The sequence below is a fragment of the Vibrio proteolyticus NBRC 13287 genome (assembly GCF_000467125.1).
GTDB classification, from domain to species: Bacteria; Pseudomonadota; Gammaproteobacteria; order Enterobacterales; family Vibrionaceae; genus Vibrio; species Vibrio proteolyticus.
In genome coordinates this window covers 79,700-95,140 of record NZ_BATJ01000005.1, presented here as the reverse complement: position 1 = coordinate 95,140, position 15,441 = coordinate 79,700, and the positions used below count along the sequence as shown (strand labels likewise).

The 15,441-nt window shown below is 51.3% G+C and carries 15 protein-coding genes; 14 read left to right on the top strand and 1 reads right to left on the bottom strand.

The annotated features are described in order from the left end of the window. Nucleotides 1-12: 12 nt before the first annotated feature. The 13 genes from VPR01S_RS07815 to yghU all read left to right on the top strand — a co-directional run bounded on the left by VPR01S_RS07815 (nucleotide 13) and on the right by yghU (nucleotide 12,739). Nucleotides 13-1,506, top strand: coding sequence for a CoA-acylating methylmalonate-semialdehyde dehydrogenase (locus VPR01S_RS07815; RefSeq protein WP_021704768.1), 1,494 nt, complete (start codon nucleotides 13-15; stop codon nucleotides 1,504-1,506). A gap of 37 nt (nucleotides 1,507-1,543) precedes the next feature. Next, the gene (locus VPR01S_RS07810; protein ID WP_021704767.1) at nucleotides 1,544-2,698 is read left to right on the top strand and encodes an acyl-CoA dehydrogenase family protein; all 1,155 of its coding nucleotides are present in this window, start codon (nucleotides 1,544-1,546) and stop codon (nucleotides 2,696-2,698) included. Nucleotides 2,699-2,717: 19 nt separating this feature from the next. Beyond that, a complete protein-coding gene (locus VPR01S_RS07805) occupies nucleotides 2,718-3,506 on the top strand; it encodes an enoyl-CoA hydratase (RefSeq protein WP_021704766.1) in 789 nt (262 codons plus the stop codon). 54 nt (nucleotides 3,507-3,560) lie between these two features. Beyond that, nucleotides 3,561-4,694, top strand: a complete 1,134-nt coding sequence (locus VPR01S_RS07800; protein WP_021704765.1) for an enoyl-CoA hydratase/isomerase family protein — start codon at nucleotides 3,561-3,563, stop codon at nucleotides 4,692-4,694. 22 nt (nucleotides 4,695-4,716) lie between these two features. Further along, on the top strand, nucleotides 4,717-5,631 hold the full coding sequence (gene mmsB / locus VPR01S_RS07795; RefSeq protein WP_021704764.1) for a 3-hydroxyisobutyrate dehydrogenase: 915 nt from the start codon (nucleotides 4,717-4,719) through the stop codon (nucleotides 5,629-5,631). Next, nucleotides 5,628-6,386: an SDR family oxidoreductase gene (locus VPR01S_RS07790; RefSeq protein WP_021704763.1), complete on the top strand. Its 759-nt coding sequence runs from the start codon at nucleotides 5,628-5,630 to the stop codon at nucleotides 6,384-6,386. Before mmsB ends, VPR01S_RS07790 begins: the two co-directional genes overlap by 4 nt. 178 nt (nucleotides 6,387-6,564) lie before the next feature. Beyond that, nucleotides 6,565-7,188, top strand: coding sequence for a type 1 glutamine amidotransferase family protein (locus VPR01S_RS07785; RefSeq protein ID WP_021704762.1), 624 nt, complete (start codon nucleotides 6,565-6,567; stop codon nucleotides 7,186-7,188). A 47-nt stretch (nucleotides 7,189-7,235) separates the two neighbouring features. Next, complete coding sequence (locus VPR01S_RS07780; protein WP_021704761.1) at nucleotides 7,236-8,018, top strand: GNAT family N-acetyltransferase; 783 nt, start codon at nucleotides 7,236-7,238, stop codon at nucleotides 8,016-8,018. Then, nucleotides 8,018-8,419, top strand: a complete 402-nt coding sequence (locus tag VPR01S_RS07775) for a DUF1801 domain-containing protein (RefSeq protein WP_021704760.1) — start codon at nucleotides 8,018-8,020, stop codon at nucleotides 8,417-8,419. The genes VPR01S_RS07780 and VPR01S_RS07775 overlap by 1 nt, the downstream gene beginning before the upstream one ends. A gap of 160 nt (nucleotides 8,420-8,579) precedes the next feature. Next, nucleotides 8,580-8,939, top strand: coding sequence for a DUF6404 family protein (locus VPR01S_RS07770; RefSeq protein WP_021704759.1), 360 nt, complete (start codon nucleotides 8,580-8,582; stop codon nucleotides 8,937-8,939). A 34-nt stretch (nucleotides 8,940-8,973) separates the two neighbouring features. Continuing rightward, the gene (locus VPR01S_RS07765; protein ID WP_021704758.1) at nucleotides 8,974-9,723 is read left to right on the top strand and encodes an alpha/beta hydrolase; all 750 of its coding nucleotides are present in this window, start codon (nucleotides 8,974-8,976) and stop codon (nucleotides 9,721-9,723) included. Between the two features lie 226 nt (nucleotides 9,724-9,949). Beyond that, a complete protein-coding gene (locus VPR01S_RS07760; RefSeq protein WP_021704757.1) occupies nucleotides 9,950-11,704 on the top strand; it encodes an EAL domain-containing protein in 1,755 nt (584 codons plus the stop codon). 174 nt (nucleotides 11,705-11,878) lie between these two features. Further along, nucleotides 11,879-12,739, top strand: coding sequence for a glutathione-dependent disulfide-bond oxidoreductase (yghU, locus tag VPR01S_RS07755; protein WP_021704756.1), 861 nt, complete (start codon nucleotides 11,879-11,881; stop codon nucleotides 12,737-12,739). A 57-nt stretch (nucleotides 12,740-12,796) separates the two neighbouring features. Here the strand turns inward: yghU and VPR01S_RS07750 are convergent, their stop codons facing one another. Then, a complete protein-coding gene (locus VPR01S_RS07750) occupies nucleotides 12,797-14,452 on the bottom strand; it encodes an electron transfer flavoprotein-ubiquinone oxidoreductase (RefSeq protein WP_040902427.1) in 1,656 nt (551 codons plus the stop codon). Between the two features lie 226 nt (nucleotides 14,453-14,678). Here VPR01S_RS07750 and VPR01S_RS07745 point away from each other — a divergent pair, with 226 nt between their 5' ends. Beyond that, complete coding sequence (locus tag VPR01S_RS07745; RefSeq protein ID WP_021704754.1) at nucleotides 14,679-15,428, top strand: electron transfer flavoprotein subunit beta/FixA family protein; 750 nt, start codon at nucleotides 14,679-14,681, stop codon at nucleotides 15,426-15,428. Nucleotides 15,429-15,441 lie beyond the last annotated feature (13 nt).

Sequence of the window (15,441 nt, the reverse complement as noted above, 5' to 3'; positions counted from 1 at the left end):
AAGGATCCAGTTATGATTGAGTCAGTTCCCCTGTTTATTGGTGGTGAGTTTCGTCAGTCTCAGGCGACGGAATGGGTTGAGGTGACCAACCCGGCGACCAACGAAGCCATTGCGAAATTGCCGTGTGCCACCCAGAGCGAGATGGAAGAAGCCATCCGCAATGCGGCGACCGTGTTTGAAACGTGGAAAAACGTGGCCGTACCGGAGCGCGCCCGTTTGATGCTGCGCTATCAACATCTGCTCAAAGAGCATCACGAAGAACTGGCGACCTTGCTGTCACAGGAAACCGGCAAAACCATCGCCGATGCTAAAGGGGATGTCTGGCGGGGCATTGAAGTTGTCGAGCAGGCGGGCAACATCGCATCCAACATGATGGGCGAAATGGTCGAGAATGTCGCGACAGACATCGACACCTATTCGATAACCCAGCCGCTGGGGGTGTGTTGTGGTATCACGCCGTTCAATTTTCCGGCCATGATTCCGCTGTGGATGTTTCCGCTGGCGATTGCCTGCGGCAACACATTTGTGCTGAAGCCCTCTGAACAGGTACCACTCACCTCGATTCGTCTTGCGCAATTGTTTGAGCGGGCGGGCGCACCTGAAGGGGTACTCCAGGTGGTTCACGGCCGTAAGGAGCAGGTCGATTATTTGCTTGAGCATCCGGACATTCGGGCAATTTCTTTTGTCGGTTCGGTGCCTGTTGCCCGCTATATCTACCAGACGGGCACTCAAAACTTTAAGCGTGTGCAGGCGTTTGCCGGGGCAAAAAATCACATGGTGATCATGCCGGATGCCAACAAAGAGCAGGTGATCAATAACCTGGTGGGGGCGTCGGTCGGCGCTGCCGGACAGCGCTGTATGGCGATTTCAGTCGCGGTGTTTGTGGATGGTGCCAAAGATTGGATTCCGGATCTGAAAACGACCATGGCCAAAATGAAACCGGGTCGCTGGGACGACAAGCACGCAGCGTATGGACCACTCATTAGTCAACAGGCGCGCGAACGCGTCCTCAAACTGATACAGGAAGGGAAAGATCAGGGCGCAGTCTGCGAACTCGACGGCAGTGAGTGTGTTGTGGAAGGTTTGCCAAACGGTAACTGGGTAGGGCCGACGCTGTTTCGTGGTGTGACGACAGAGATGTCGATTTATCAGCAGGAAATTTTCGGTCCGGTGCTGGTGTGTATTGAAGTCGACAGCCTGGAAGACGCCATTGAGTTGGTCAACCGCAATCCATACGGCAACGGTACGTCCATTTTTACCGCCAGTGGCGCTGCGGCGCGCAAATATCAACACAACATTCAGGTAGGTCAGGTCGGTATCAACGTACCGATCCCGGTGCCATTGCCCTTTTTCTCTTTCACCGGATGGCGCGGCAGTTTTTATGGTGATTTGCATGCGTATGGCAAGCAGGCGGTACGTTTTTACACCGAGACCAAAACCGTCACGTCGCGCTGGTTCGAGGATGACATTCCATCCGGACCCAATCTGACGATTCACTTGCAATAAGTACTGAAACAGGATTGCGCTTACAGCGGAGCAACATATGGATTTTGAACTGAATGAAGATCAGCGCGCGTTTGCCGACACGGCGCGCCAGTTTGCCACAGAACGGCTCAGCCCAATGGCGGCTGAATGGGATGAACAGCATATTTTCCCTAAAGACGTACTCAGAGAAGCGGGGGAACTCGGTTTTTTGAGCTTGTATACCCCGGAGGAACAAGGGGGGCTGGCGTTGAGCCGGCTGGATGCTTCTATTGTGTTTGAGCAGTTGGCCATGGGATGCACATCGACCACGGCATTTATGACCATACACAACATGGTGACCTGGATGATCGCCAGCTTTGCGACGCCAGAAGTGAAAGACGATATCTGTCCTAAATTGGTTACGGGTGAATGGTTGGGATCATATTGTCTGACTGAACCGAACGCCGGATCCGACGCCGCCTCGTTGACCACATCAGCCCGCAAAGAAGGTGATGGTTATGTCCTCAATGGCGCGAAGACGTTCATCTCTGGCGCTGGTGATACCGACGTGTTGGTCGTGATGGCGCGGACCGGAGATGCGTCACCGAAAGGCATTTCTGCCTTTGTGGTCCCGGCGAATGCGGAAGGCATCACGTACGGCCGCAGAGAGCCTAAAATGGGATGGAACAGTCAGCCGACCCGAGCGATTACGTTCGATAATGTGAAAATTCCCGCCAGCCATCTGATGGGCGAAGAAGGGCAAGGCTTTACGTTCGCGATGAAAGGGCTGGATGGCGGACGCATCAATATCGCCACCTGCTCGGTTGGCACGGCGCAACAGGCATTGAATCATGCCACGCAATATATGCAGGAGCGCAAACAGTTCGGTAAAAACCTGGCTCAGTTTCAAGGCTTGCAGTTCAAGTTAGCGGACATGGCGACCGAGTTGGTAGCCGCACGTCAGATGGTACGTTACGCCGCCAGTAAGCTGGATCGGGGCGATCCTCAGGCGACGGCGTATTGCGCCATGGCCAAACGCTTTGCGACAGACGTCGGGTTCAAAGTGTGTGATGAGGCGCTACAGCTCTATGGCGGCTATGGTTATATCCGTGAATACCCGATGGAGCGCTACTTCCGCGATGTGCGTGTGCACCAGATTCTGGAAGGTACCAATGAAATTATGCGTCTCATTATTGCCCGTCGCTTACTCACGGATGAAGCTGAAATCTTATAACGTCAGAAGGGATAACACGATGTCACAATATACTGAGCAGACGATTCAGTCCCAGATTCAGAATCATGTTGCTATTGTCACCATCAATAATCCACCGGCCAACACCTGGACGGCGCAAAGCCTCAATGAGCTGAAACAATTGGTGGAATGTCTCAATGAAAATAGAGAGGTGTACGCACTGGTGATCACCGGCCAGGGCGAGAAGTTTTTTTCAGCCGGAGCCGATCTGAAGCTGTTTGCTGACGGCGATAAAACGGTCGCGTCTGAAATGGCGCACACTTTTGGTCAGGCTTTTGAAACTTTGTCAGGGTTTCGTGGCGTTTCTATTGCGGCGATCAACGGCTACGCGATGGGAGGTGGGCTTGAGGTGGCGCTGGCGTGCGATATCCGTATAGCGGAAGAACAAGCAATGATGGCGCTTCCTGAAGCGAAAGTTGGTTTGCTGCCCTGTGCGGGCGGAACACAGAATCTCACGGCGTTAGTCGGAGAAGGCTGGGCGAAACGCATCATTTTGTGTGGCGAACAGGTTAACGCACACAAAGCGCTCGCCATTCGGCTGGTCGAAGAAGTGGTGCCTAAAGGTCAAGCGTTAGATGTAGCCGTAGCACTGGCGGAATCCGTTGCCAGTCAATCACCGTCGTCGGTCAGCGCTTGCAAGACATTAATCCAGAACAACCGTTACGAATCGCAAGGCCAGGGTCTGGTAAAAGAGCGCGAGTTGTTTGTCCGATTGTTTGATACCGAAGATCAAACGGAAGGGGTTCAGGCATTCTTGCAAAAACGTAAGCCGGTGTGGAAAAACAGATAGCCAGAGGCTGTTTACATCAGGACAAGAACAAGCAGACAGCTTTCAGGAGGTCGTATGACTGATCAAGTCAGTTTCGCAGAGCTGCAATGCAGCCAGGGAGAATTCAGAGTTGGGGTGGCAACGCTGGATAATCCACAGTCGCTCAATGCACTTACGCTCAACATGCTGGTGCAGCTCAAGGCTCAGTTGGAAAAGTGGCAGGACGACAAACAGATTGTGTGCGTGGTTCTGCTCGGTAGCGGAGAAAAAGCGTTTTGCGCGGGTGGGGACGTTCGCACGATGCATCAGGTGATGTGTGAAGAGCCCAAAGCCATCATTGAAGAGTTTTGTACCCGCTATTTCAGCGTTGAGTATCAAACCGATTATCTGATTCACACATATAAGAAGCCAGTGATCGCCTGGGGAGACGGCATTGTCATGGGGGGGGGCATGGGGCTGTTTATGGCCTCCAGCCACAAAGTCGTGACGCCCAAATCGCGGCTCGCAATGCCAGAAATCAGTATCGGATTGTACCCTGATGTCGGCGGTACCTGGTTTCTCAACCGGTTGGAGCCAGGGATTGGATTGTTCCTCGGCCTGACTGGCGCGGTAGTGAACGCCTCGGATGCGTTGGATATTCATCTTGCCGATCACTTTTTACTGGCGGAGCACAAAGACCCATTACTCGAAAGCCTGCAAAACTATGTCTGGCAATGTGGTGCGAACCAACACGCAGTGGTGACCGATATTCTTGAGAGTTTGTCGCGTCAGTTCATTGATAACATGCCGGTTAGCCAGCTCAAACCATTTCGTGAACAGATCATCAGTGCAAGCAGTGCCTCGGATCTCGGTATCATCCAGGACAATATCATGATGATTGAAGGCGACAGCCACTGGCTCGCCGCGGCGAAAAAAACCTTTGCAGAGGGCAGCCCGATCACAGCTCACATCTGCCATCGCCAAGTGACACAATGTCACTCGTTATCTCTGCCGGATTGTTTTCGTCAGGAACTGACGCTGTCGGTGCGCAGTGCGGTATTGGGCGAGTTTAAGGAAGGCGTACGCGCCAGACTCATTGATAAAGATGGCCAACCCGACTGGATGTACAAGTCCATTGATGATGTAGAACGCAGTGTAATAGACACCTTGTTTACTTCGTTGTGGACGCCGGAAACTCATCCCTTGAGTCAATTGGGTCAAAACATCTAATTTTTCAGCCAGGAGGCACGAAATGAAGAAAATTGCATTTATCGGTCTGGGTAATATGGGCGCACCGATGGCTCAGAACCTGCTTTCGGCAGGCCATCCGGTCCGGGTGTTTGACCTCAATAGCGCGGCGGTTGCGGCGCTGGAATCTTGGGGGGCGGAATCTGCCACCACACTGGAAGAGGTCGTGCAGGGGGTCGATGTGGTCGTCACCATGCTACCTGCCGGTCAGCATGTTCGATCCGTCTATCTGGGTGATCATTCCGGTGGCGTCGGGTTACTGAATCTGGTGAGTGAGCATACGTTCCTGATTGATTCATCCACCATCGATCCGGAATCGGCCCGCATTGTTGCGGCAGAGGCTGAAAAGAAAGGACTGGATTTTGTGGATGCCCCTGTTTCTGGGGGGGTGGCTGGCGCGCAGGCCGGCACGCTGACGTTTATTGTCGGCGGTACCGATTCGGCGTTTTCTGAAGCAGAAGCGATCTTACGCCATATGGGTAAGAATATCTTCCATGCCGGGAAAGCGGGTGATGGTCAGATGTCGAAGATCTGCAACAATCTGATGCTGGGTATTCTGATGTCGGGAACCTGTGAAGCGTTGAACCTCGGAATAGAAAATGGTCTTGATCCGACCGTTTTGTCCAACATCATGCTGCAAAGCTCCGGGCGTAACTGGGCGTTGGAATTGTATAACCCGTGCCCCGGCGTTATGGAGAACGCACCGGCAAGCCATCAGTATCAACCCGGCTTCATGAGTAAATTGATGTTAAAAGATCTGGGGCTTGGTATGGAGGCGGCGCTGAAAAGTCAGTCGTCGATTCCAATGGGAGCGCTGGCGCGCAATCTGTACGCAATGCACAATGCCAACGGCAACGACGAACTGGATTTCTCGAGCCTGTTTGAGTTTTACCGGGCAAAACAGGGAGAGCACAAATGAATCTGAATGAAAGTGTTATTGCGATTACCGGCGCCGGCCAGGGATTGGGTCAGATGATGGCGATTACTCTGGCGCACGAGGGGGCGCAGTTGGCGCTGTTGGATGTGAATGAAGAGGGTCTGCGACGTACTCAGGAGCAATGTCATATGCTCAGTGTCAAAGCCAATATTTATCCGGTCGATGTAACGGATGAAAGCCAGGTTGAGCAAGTGTTCGATGAAATTGTCGCGGACTTTGGTCAGTTGGACGGCTTAATTAACAACGCAGGTATCTTGCGCGATGGCATGTTGATCAAAGTGAAAGATGGTGAAATGACTAAGATGCCGCTGGAGCAGTTTAATACCGTCATGCAAGTCAACGTGAATGGCACCTTTCTTTGTGGTCGGGAAGCCGCCGCGCGTATGATTGCAACCCAGCGCAAAGGTGTCATCATTAACATCTCCAGCGTTGCCCGGGCAGGGAACATCGGCCAGACAAACTACGCTGCGTCGAAAGCTGCCGTGGCGACCATGGCCACGACCTGGGCGAAGGAACTGTCTCGCTATGGCATTCGGGCGGCGGCCATCGCCCCCGGGGTGGTGCATACCGCAATGGCAAACCAACTCAAACCTGAGGCGATCGAGCGTTTACAGAAAATGATTCCGGTCGGCCGAATGGGCGAGGCGGCTGAAATTGCCCACGCGGCAAAGTACATTTTTGAAAACGACTACTTTACCGGGCGTGTTCTGGAAGTGGATGGTGGCATGAGGATGTAGCTTTGCTCTCACGATGAGTGACGCAAAACGCTGATCTGTCTGGTCAGCGTTTTTGTGTTTGTGATGGGCAGTAAAATATCGCTGGGCGAATCGATACTCAATCGATATCATAAAAGCCAGTCATACGAAGAGGGCTGTTTTGGCCCTCACTTTGGCCCAATTCAACAAGGAAAACGCAATGGAAAGCGGAACAGTTTATTTGGCAGTGTACGACACTATGGCCGACTGGGAGTACGGTTATGTCATGGCTCATCTCAACTCCAAAGAGTTTCAGCAGCATCCTGGCAGTATTACAGTCAAAACGGTGGGGCGCACTTTAGAGCCGGCCACCACCAAAGGTGGAATTCGGATTCTGCCCGATCTCTGCTTAGACGACTTGCAAATCAAACAGGCGAAAATGCTGATCCTTCCGGGCGGAGATAGCGCTGAATCTGACGGGATCTCTGATTTTGCCGACAAAGCCGTTCAGTGTGTGGCAGAGGGCGTTCCGGTCGCCGCCATTTGTGGCGCGACGGTAGCGCTGGCGAAGAAAGGTTTACTCGACAATGTGCCACACACCAGTAACGCCGCTGCGTATCTGGAGATGACCGGCTATCAGGGCAGCGCTCATTATCGGCAGCAACCGGCTGTCAGTTCTGATTTGATCATAACGGCGGGCGGTGTCGCTCCTATCGAGTTTGCCGTCGAAATTTTCCGCAAACTGAATGTCTACACTCAGCCAGTGTTAGAAGCCTGGACGATGTTATTTAAAGATCAGAACTTACATGCGTTTCACAAGCTGATGGCAGAGTCAGAGCAGTGATGTATTAAACTGAGGCCGAGAATTGGTGTGAAAGGGAGTTCCCATTAATGGATACAGCGCAGATCATGCAGGCATATAACCAGTTTGAGCGTCGGCAATTAACGCCAGCGGGTGGTGAGATCATTGTTGCACCACACTTGGTTAAGTTTGTCTCGGATACGGAATACGGCAGTTTCATTTCTTTTTTTGATTTTTCTTCACACCAAGCCGGGCCGTTCATTCAGCAGGAAATTGAGTTTTTTACCCGTTGTAAACGTAATTTTGAGTGGAAGACCTATTCGACGGATTCTCCCTCAGACATAGGTATGCGGTTAATCGAGCACGGTTTTGTGCCGGCCGAAGCAGAAACATTCATGGCTCTGGACTTATTACTCGTGCCATCCGTGCCTCCCCAGAGCATCACCGTGACGGACGTCACCGAAGAAGGTGGCATACGCGATGCCATTACCGTTCAGGAGCAGGTTTGGGGACAGAACTTCGATGGCCAGTTTGCGTATTTGCTGAATATGAAGCGACTGTCACCAGAGATGATCTCGATCTACGTGGTGTATGTGGAAGGAACACCGGTTGCATCGGCGTGGATCATCTTTACGCCAAACAGTCCATTTGGCGGGATTTGGGGTGGCAGCACACTGGAAGCGTTTCGTGGGCAGGGCTATTACACCGCGATGTTGAATGCACGTATTGCTGAGGCAAAAGCGCGCGGAAAACGATATTTGATCATCGATGCGTCCGATATGAGCCGTCCGATTGTCACGAAGTATGGCTTTCAGGTTATTGCGCAGACGATAGGTTACCACTACCAGGTTGAGACAGAGGGGAAAGCGTAATGCAAAATGATTCTGGTTCTAATCGGTATGCCAGCAGTGTGGATACCAAGATTGCTTCACTCGGTGATTGGCGCGGCGAATGTCTTAGCCAATTGAGGACGCTGATTCACGAAGCGCTTCCTGAGGTTAAAGAAGAGTGTAAATGGATAAAACCCAGTAATCCACTGGGCGTGATTGTCTGGTCACAAGACGGCATGATCTGTACCGGAGAATCCTATAAGGAGAAAGTCAAACTGACATTTCTCAATGGTGCTGCTATTGACGATCCTCAGCAACTGTTTAATGCCAGTCTGGAGGGCAAAGCTCGCCGGGCGATTGATATTGCTGAAGGTGGTGAATTAGATGCTCTGGCATTTCAGTCACTGATTCGCAGGGCGGCGGAGTACAACCGTCAGCGCTGATTGTGAGGTGATGTCTCCTAGTTGAACAGCACCTAACCTGACACAGTGTTTCGATTGTTGATACACAGAACGATCACTGGATAGAACTTCACAAATTTCAGTATATGCGCTTTGTTGTTCAAGGCTGCCCGTTAGAATCCTGTTCTATCGAGGTGACTATATGCAAAAAAGTGAATTTATTCAGGAATATCTCAAGATCAAAGGTGTCAGTGAGCGCCTTGTCAGGCCCTATCCGTGTTGGTTGGCGAGTATTCCGGGCAAACAGTATCGGCCAAGATTATTTGAATCGCCGTGGAAGCTGTTTTTGTGGCAGAGCGTGCTCGGGACGGTGTCATGGGGAGTGATCATGTTCTTGTCCGTCTGGCAGTTGCAGGGGATCACACTCGGACAGTGTTATTCATCACTGTTTTTTGGTGTCGCGACCGGATTGTTGCTTGCGCTGGACGTCTTTTCGGCCAAGAAAAAGTTCGGTATAACCAACTGGGAACAGTGGCTTGAGGACAACCAACTCAAATACTGATCTGTTGATAGATCATTAACTATATAGGTAAGGCATGCGTACATTCGCAGGTTTGCTGCTGACTCTGGCAGCGTTCGCAACACAGGCGGACACACTCAATATAATAGATGGTCAACGAGAGCGTGTAATTCCTGTGACCATCGGCTATCCGACTGACCCATCATCTTGCCTGGTGACCTCACCGTGTCCGGTGGCCGTTATCAGCGCAGGGTATCGGGTGCCTTATCAGCAGTATCAATTTCTTTCTGAGCCACTGAATACTCAGGGGTATCTGACCGTTGCTGTCGATCATGAGCTAGAGAATGATCCGCCGCTATCGCGGACGGGCGACCTGTATCAAACCCGGATCGAAAACTGGCGTAGAGGAGCACAAACACTGGACTACCTGCAACGTGAGTTAGCCAAAAAATTTCCAGAGTACCAATTTGATCATCTCACGTTGATCGGTCACTCTAACGGCGGTGATATTTCCGCGTGGCTGGCCAACGAAAACCAGCCTTATGTTTCTGCGGTGATCACACTCGACCACCGACGGGTCAGCTTGCCGAAACGTTCAGATGTACGGGTATTGTCACTGCGTGCGACGGAGTATCCGACCGCGGCAGAGGTATTGCTCAGTGACAACGAGCAACAGCAATATGACGGATGCATTGTCACCATCCCGGATTCGAAACATATGGACATGTCCGACTACGGCAAGCCAGAGATCAAACAACAGGTCGCGGCCGTAGTGACAGGATTTCTTGCGCATCAGCCTTGTCATGAAATCAAGGCGTTACGTTAAGCATCGCGATATCACAAGCAGAGGGAAGGCGCACGCGCAGTGCTCTGCATAAATGGCGAAAAACCTATTGGTCAAAAAGAGCGCTGCGTCACGATAGTTATAGCCCGTTTTGTCGTTTAATTATGCCACTGATTTCGCAAAGGTTGGGTTCTGCCATTAAACTTAAAGTGTCATATTAAACTTATAGTGTAATGGCTTCAGTTGAGCGGTTGAGCAGGAGTAGCACATGGAAAAGCTCGTATCTAACACCGGATCCGTTGATAAGTATCAGCTCCACTCGAAAGATTCGTTTATTGCGTCGGCTGAAGCGCAAATCAAAGACATGAAATACCGCTGCCTGAATCTGGTGGTGGCATTTAAGTTCAGCGCCGATGCCTCTGATGTGGAAAAGTTTGAGAGTCGGGCGCTGTCACTGAAATGCGTGCGCTTATTCGCTAAAGTGCAAAGTAATCTTTACCTTGCCTCGCTGTGCGAACCTTCCTTTTCTGGCCAGAATCAGTTTCGCCAGATGTGTCAGGTGATCAAAAATTTCTTCGATGAACTCATGGCCTACAGTCCGAAAGCGCATCAGGCTGCGAAAAAATGCTGCATTGGCATTTCCGCGCTTGGTCATGACAGTGATACGGTTGCCAGCGCTGTGGTTCACGCGATACAGGCGACGATGTCTAACACTGGTGATGATGGTACGCAGCACCTGTGCTTTTTTAGCACGACGTTACAAGCCCAACTTAAACGCGAGCGTGTGTTGGAGAACTATCTCCAACAGGTGATCCGAAACAGTGCACTGCGCGTGACTTATCAGCCCATTATCAATGCCAGAACCTGGCAGATCGCAGGTTATGAGGCGCTGTGTCGCTTTCCATCAACAGAACAACTCAAAGCCGATACCCGAGAGATGATTGGCATCGCCGAAGAGCTGGATCTGGTGTCTGAAATCGACCTGATGGTGTACCAGAAGAGTTTTACCGATTTTGTCAGTCAGCTGCGTGAAGAAGGTAACTTTATCAACGTCAATCTGTCGCCCAACACCAGTGAAAATATCGGCTTATTATTTGATTTTGTTGAATTCCTTGCCACGTCGGTGGATCTGGATATGTCACAGATCGTGATTGATGTGAATGAACTCAAACCCAACTCAAAGCCGTTTGAATTTCGGGAAGTCCTACCCAGACTCAAAGATAAGGGGACACGAGTAGCGCTGGATGACATGGGCATGGGGTTTGACATTGCCTATTATCTGGAGTCGGGGTGTTTTGATCTGCTCAGAATCAGCCGCAGTTTCTTCCGAAATTTCAGCGAGTCCGGAACCCATCATCAGGTGGTTAAACTCCTGATTCAGTTGTGCCACAAATACCACATCGAAGTGATTGCAGAAGGGGTTGAAACGCTCGAAGAAGCTCAGTTATTGGCTTACCTTGGCGTGGATTATATGCAAGGTTATGTTTTTTCCCATCCGCTGGAAATGGATGAGCTGAAACGCTCATTGGCGGAGGTACACGAGCGGATTAAGTTAGTTACGCATTGCAATTATGACGAACCTGCGTGTGGAGATGCCTCAGGAGGAGCGGATGTGATGGCGCTGGCCGAAAAAAATCTACCTCATATGGATCCGGGAGAACCAATTTCACTTGCATACGAGTATCAGCGCTCGTTGGAAGCTGAGGTGCTGCCGGTGATCAATCGGGGAGAGTGTGTTGGTTTGATCGACCGCCCGACACTTAACCTGCATCTGACGCCAGCCATGGGCACCAAACTCGAAACCTCGAAAGAAGCGGCGATCTGGAACAAACCTGTAGCGGGAGTCATGAATGTGCATTTCCCCAGAGTTGAAAAGAGCATGCCGATGTCAGAATTGATCGAACTTGTGCGCAGCAACCGGCTCAGTTTACCTGTGGTGGTAGTGGAAGAAGGACGCTATAAAGGCGTCATCACCCAGCGCCAGATGATTCAGCAATTAACTAACATGTGCGGCCCAAACTAAATACATCTTGTCGTCGGCTTTTTCGCGAAAGAAAAGCCGGTCTGCGCCTGTCTTATATCTTCATATCCCTACCCATAACCGTTTGTTCTAACCAAATGATGAGGTGGGGGTTTTATCTAGCAATTTTGCCCAGATATAGATTAAGTCGATCCCTAAAACAGATAAGGAAAAACGATGGCAAACGAATACACACCACCAAAAGTCTGGAAGATGGATACTGAGAACGGCGGTCAGTGGGCGAGCATCAACCGCCCGGATTCAGGTGCCAGACATGAACAGGAACTGCCCGTCGGCCAACATCCTATTCAGCTCTACTCAATGGGCACGCCGAACGGTCAGAAAGTCACGATCATGCTGGAAGAGCTGTTGGCTCTTGGGGTGAAAGAAGCCGAGTACGATGCCTATCTGATCCGTATCGGTGAAGGGGACCAGTTTGGTTCAGGTTTTGTTGATGTCAATCCAAACTCGAAAATCCCTGCTATGGTCGACCGCTCAGGTGACGAGCCTGTAAATGTGTTCGAATCTGGCAATATCCTGTTCTATCTGGGGGAAAAGTTTGGTCACTTGCTGCCGACAGAACTGACCGCTCGCACCCGGGTGATGAACTGGTTGTTCTGGCTGCAAGGCTCTGCGCCATACCTCGGTGGTGGTTTTGGCCATTTCTATGCCTACGCACCTGAGAAGTTTGAATACCCGATCAACCGTTTTGCGATGGAAGCCAAGCGTCAATTGGATGTGTTGGATAAACAACTGGCGAAAACCCATTACGTGGCGGGTGATGAGTACAGTATTGCTGATATTGCGATTTGGTCCTGGTATGGAAACGTGGCTTTGGGCAACGCCTACGATGCGGCAGAATTTCTGGATGTGGAAAGCTATCCTAACGTTCTGCGCTGGGCAAAAGAGATCGCAGAACGTGAGGCTGTAAAGCGTGGTCGCATCGTTAACCGCTCATGGGGAGAGGAGTGGGAGCAGGTGCCAGAACGTCATAGCGCGGCGGACATTGACCGCGTGTTAAGCAAACAGCCGAACTGATGTTGTCTGGCTTACCCAGAAAAAAGCCTCTCAATTGAGAGGCTTTTTTGATCGCGTTTACATGCTCTGATAATTCGGCCCGCCACCGCCTTCCGGTGGCACCCAGTTGATGTTTTGCGCCGGATCTTTAATGTCGCAGGTTTTACAGTGTACGCAGTTAGCGGCATTAATCTGCAGCGCCGGCGCATTGTCGTGCATGACGATTTCGTACACGCCCGCCGGGCAGTAACGCTGAGCCGGTTCATCAAACCGCGGAAGATTGGAATCGACCGGGATATTTGGATCACTGAGCACCAAGTGACAAGGTTGATTCTCCTCATGCTGAGTGCCGGACAGGTACACCGACGAGGGTTTGTCAAAACTGAGGATGCCATCTGGTTTAGGGTACTCAATCGGTTGAAACTGGTTTTTTTCCATAAGCTTGGAATGATCAGGGCGTTTATCGGTTAGCGTGCGTGGAAACGAGTGTTTGAATACGGGTTTCCAGAAGTTATGCTCGAATGCCGCCAACGCGCCGCCACACAGGCTGCCAAACTTATGAATAGCAGGGACAAAGTTACGGGTGCTGTGTAACTCCTGGTATAACCATGACGCTTCAAATTTGCCCTGATAATCCGGTTCAGAGTGGACGTGACCGGCTTCCAGAGCGTCATACACTGCCTCTGCGGCCAGCATACCGGATTTCATTGCGGTGTGATTCCCTTTGATCTTTGCACCATTCAGCGTGCCAGCATCACAACCGACCAGCACCCCTCCGGGGAACTGCTGTTTTGGCAACGAAGACAATCCGCCTTTGGTGATGGCCCGAGCTCCGTACGCAATGCGTTGGCCGTCTTTGAGATGCTGACGAAAAACGGGGTGATGCTTGAGGCGCTGGAACTCATCAAACGGGCTGAGGTAAGGATTGCGGTAGTTAAGATCGACAATCAGGCCGACCGCGATATGTTTGTCGTCCAGATGATAAAGAAAGCTGCCACCGGTGGCTTGTTCTTCGCGCAGAGGCCAGCCTGCAGCGTGAATGACCTGTCCGGGTGAGGCGTTCGGCACTTCCCAGATCTCTTTCAAACCGATGGCGTAGTGCTGTGGCTGTTTGCCTGCATCAAGGTGATAATGTTCAATCAGCTGTTTACCTAAGTGCCCACGCGAGCCTTCAGCAAAAATGGTGTACTTGGCATTGAGGTTAATTCCAGGTTCGAAGTTGCTTTTAGGCTGTCCGTTTTTATCCAGCCCCATGTCAGTGGTGGTGATGCCGCTGACCGCGCCGTTGGCATCAATGTTGACGTTAGCCGCAGGAAAGCCAGGGAAGATCTCGACACCCAGCTCGCTTGCTTGTTCCGAAAGCCAGCGGCACAGATCAGCCAGGCTAATCACATAATTGTCTTCACTGTTTTTCATCGGTTCAGGAGTCGCGAAACCGGGCACCACTACGTGGTTGTTTTCTGTGGTGAGGTACAAAAACTCATCTTGCTTGACCCGGGTTTGCAGTGGGGCATTCATGCTTTGCCAGTCGGGAAACAGTTCATCGAGAGCCGTCGTTTCAAATAGGGCTCCTGAGATAATGTGTGAGCCGACTTCCGCCCCTTTTTCTACAACGCATATCGATAACTCTCCGCCTGAGTCACGGTTAAGCTGTGCCAGTTTGCAAGCCGCCGACAATCCCGCCGGGCCAGCCCCGACGATGACGACATCAAATTCCATTGATTCTCTTTCCATGGTGTAAACCTGTCTCTACGCAACGATTTTAATCATAAATATAGTCCAGTTGACGTAAACGTAAACTCAACTAAGCTCAAAGATAAGATCGATCTGGCAAACTATTTCTATATTTAACGCTTACTTAACCCGTAGCGCTCAGGTCAGGATATTCAGCTGTTATCCAGTCAGATCAATATATTATAAATGACCTGAGCAGCGTCTCTAAGATAAGTGAGGAGGCTGTGTGAAAGTTTTAGTCGCAATAAAGCGCGTGATTGACCCTTACGTAAAGATCAGGGTCAAGAGTGACGGCTCTGGTGTGGAAACCAACAACGTCAAAATGGCGATGAATCCGTTTTGTGAAATAGCAGTAGAAGAAGCGGTGCGCCTGAAAGAAGCGGGGATCGCAGACGAAGTGACCGTGGTGTCCATTGGCGATTCCAGTTGTCAGGAGCAACTGCGCGCGGCACTGGCGCTGGGTGCGGATCGTGCTCTGCACATTGACGTGGCGCAGGCCCCTCAACCTTTAACCGCCGCTAAGCTACTGCAGGCTGTGATGAGTCAAGAGTCACATGGTCTGGTCTTGCTGGGTAAACAGTCGATAGATACTGACAACAACCAGGTTGCGCAGATGTTGTCGGCACTGACGGGACTGGCACTGGGCACCTTTGCTTCGCAGGTAAAAGTGGAAGGAGACACCGCGCTGGTGACGCGTGAAGTGGATGGCGGGCTGGAAACCGTCAAGTTGTCACTTCCGGCGATCATAAGCACGGATTTACGTTTGAACGAACCGCGTTATGCGTCATTGCCCAATATTATGAAAGCGAAGCGGAAACCGCTTGAGGTGATGACGGCAGACGATCTGGGCATCACGGTGTCGAGCTCACAGCAGGTACTGGAGGTGATGACCCCACCGGCACGTCAGGCTGGGATCATGGTGGACAGCGTGGCCGAGCTGGTGGACAAACTAAAGAACGAAGCCAAAGTGCTGTAAGCGATGAAGCAGG

Excerpts from the sequence above, each read along its gene's own strand:
- VPR01S_RS07815 (WP_021704768.1), top strand. The coding sequence starts at position 13 with ATGATTGAGTCAGTTCCCCTGTTTATTGGTGGTGAGTTTCGTCAGTCT.
- VPR01S_RS07810 (WP_021704767.1), top strand. The coding sequence starts at position 1,544 with ATGGATTTTGAACTGAATGAAGATCAGCGCGCGTTTGCCGACACGGCG.
- VPR01S_RS07805 (WP_021704766.1), top strand. The coding sequence starts at position 2,718 with ATGTCACAATATACTGAGCAGACGATTCAGTCCCAGATTCAGAATCAT.
- VPR01S_RS07800 (WP_021704765.1), top strand. The coding sequence starts at position 3,561 with ATGACTGATCAAGTCAGTTTCGCAGAGCTGCAATGCAGCCAGGGAGAA.
- mmsB (WP_021704764.1), top strand. The coding sequence starts at position 4,717 with ATGAAGAAAATTGCATTTATCGGTCTGGGTAATATGGGCGCACCGATG.
- VPR01S_RS07790 (WP_021704763.1), top strand. The coding sequence starts at position 5,628 with ATGAATCTGAATGAAAGTGTTATTGCGATTACCGGCGCCGGCCAGGGA.
- VPR01S_RS07785 (WP_021704762.1), top strand. The coding sequence starts at position 6,565 with ATGGAAAGCGGAACAGTTTATTTGGCAGTGTACGACACTATGGCCGAC.
- VPR01S_RS07780 (WP_021704761.1), top strand. The coding sequence starts at position 7,236 with ATGGATACAGCGCAGATCATGCAGGCATATAACCAGTTTGAGCGTCGG.
- VPR01S_RS07775 (WP_021704760.1), top strand. The coding sequence starts at position 8,018 with ATGCAAAATGATTCTGGTTCTAATCGGTATGCCAGCAGTGTGGATACC.
- VPR01S_RS07770 (WP_021704759.1), top strand. The coding sequence starts at position 8,580 with ATGCAAAAAAGTGAATTTATTCAGGAATATCTCAAGATCAAAGGTGTC.
- VPR01S_RS07765 (WP_021704758.1), top strand. The coding sequence starts at position 8,974 with ATGCGTACATTCGCAGGTTTGCTGCTGACTCTGGCAGCGTTCGCAACA.
- VPR01S_RS07760 (WP_021704757.1), top strand. The coding sequence starts at position 9,950 with ATGGAAAAGCTCGTATCTAACACCGGATCCGTTGATAAGTATCAGCTC.
- yghU (WP_021704756.1), top strand. The coding sequence starts at position 11,879 with ATGGCAAACGAATACACACCACCAAAAGTCTGGAAGATGGATACTGAG.
- VPR01S_RS07750 (WP_040902427.1), bottom strand. The coding sequence starts at position 14,452 with ATGGAAAGAGAATCAATGGAATTTGATGTCGTCATCGTCGGGGCTGGC.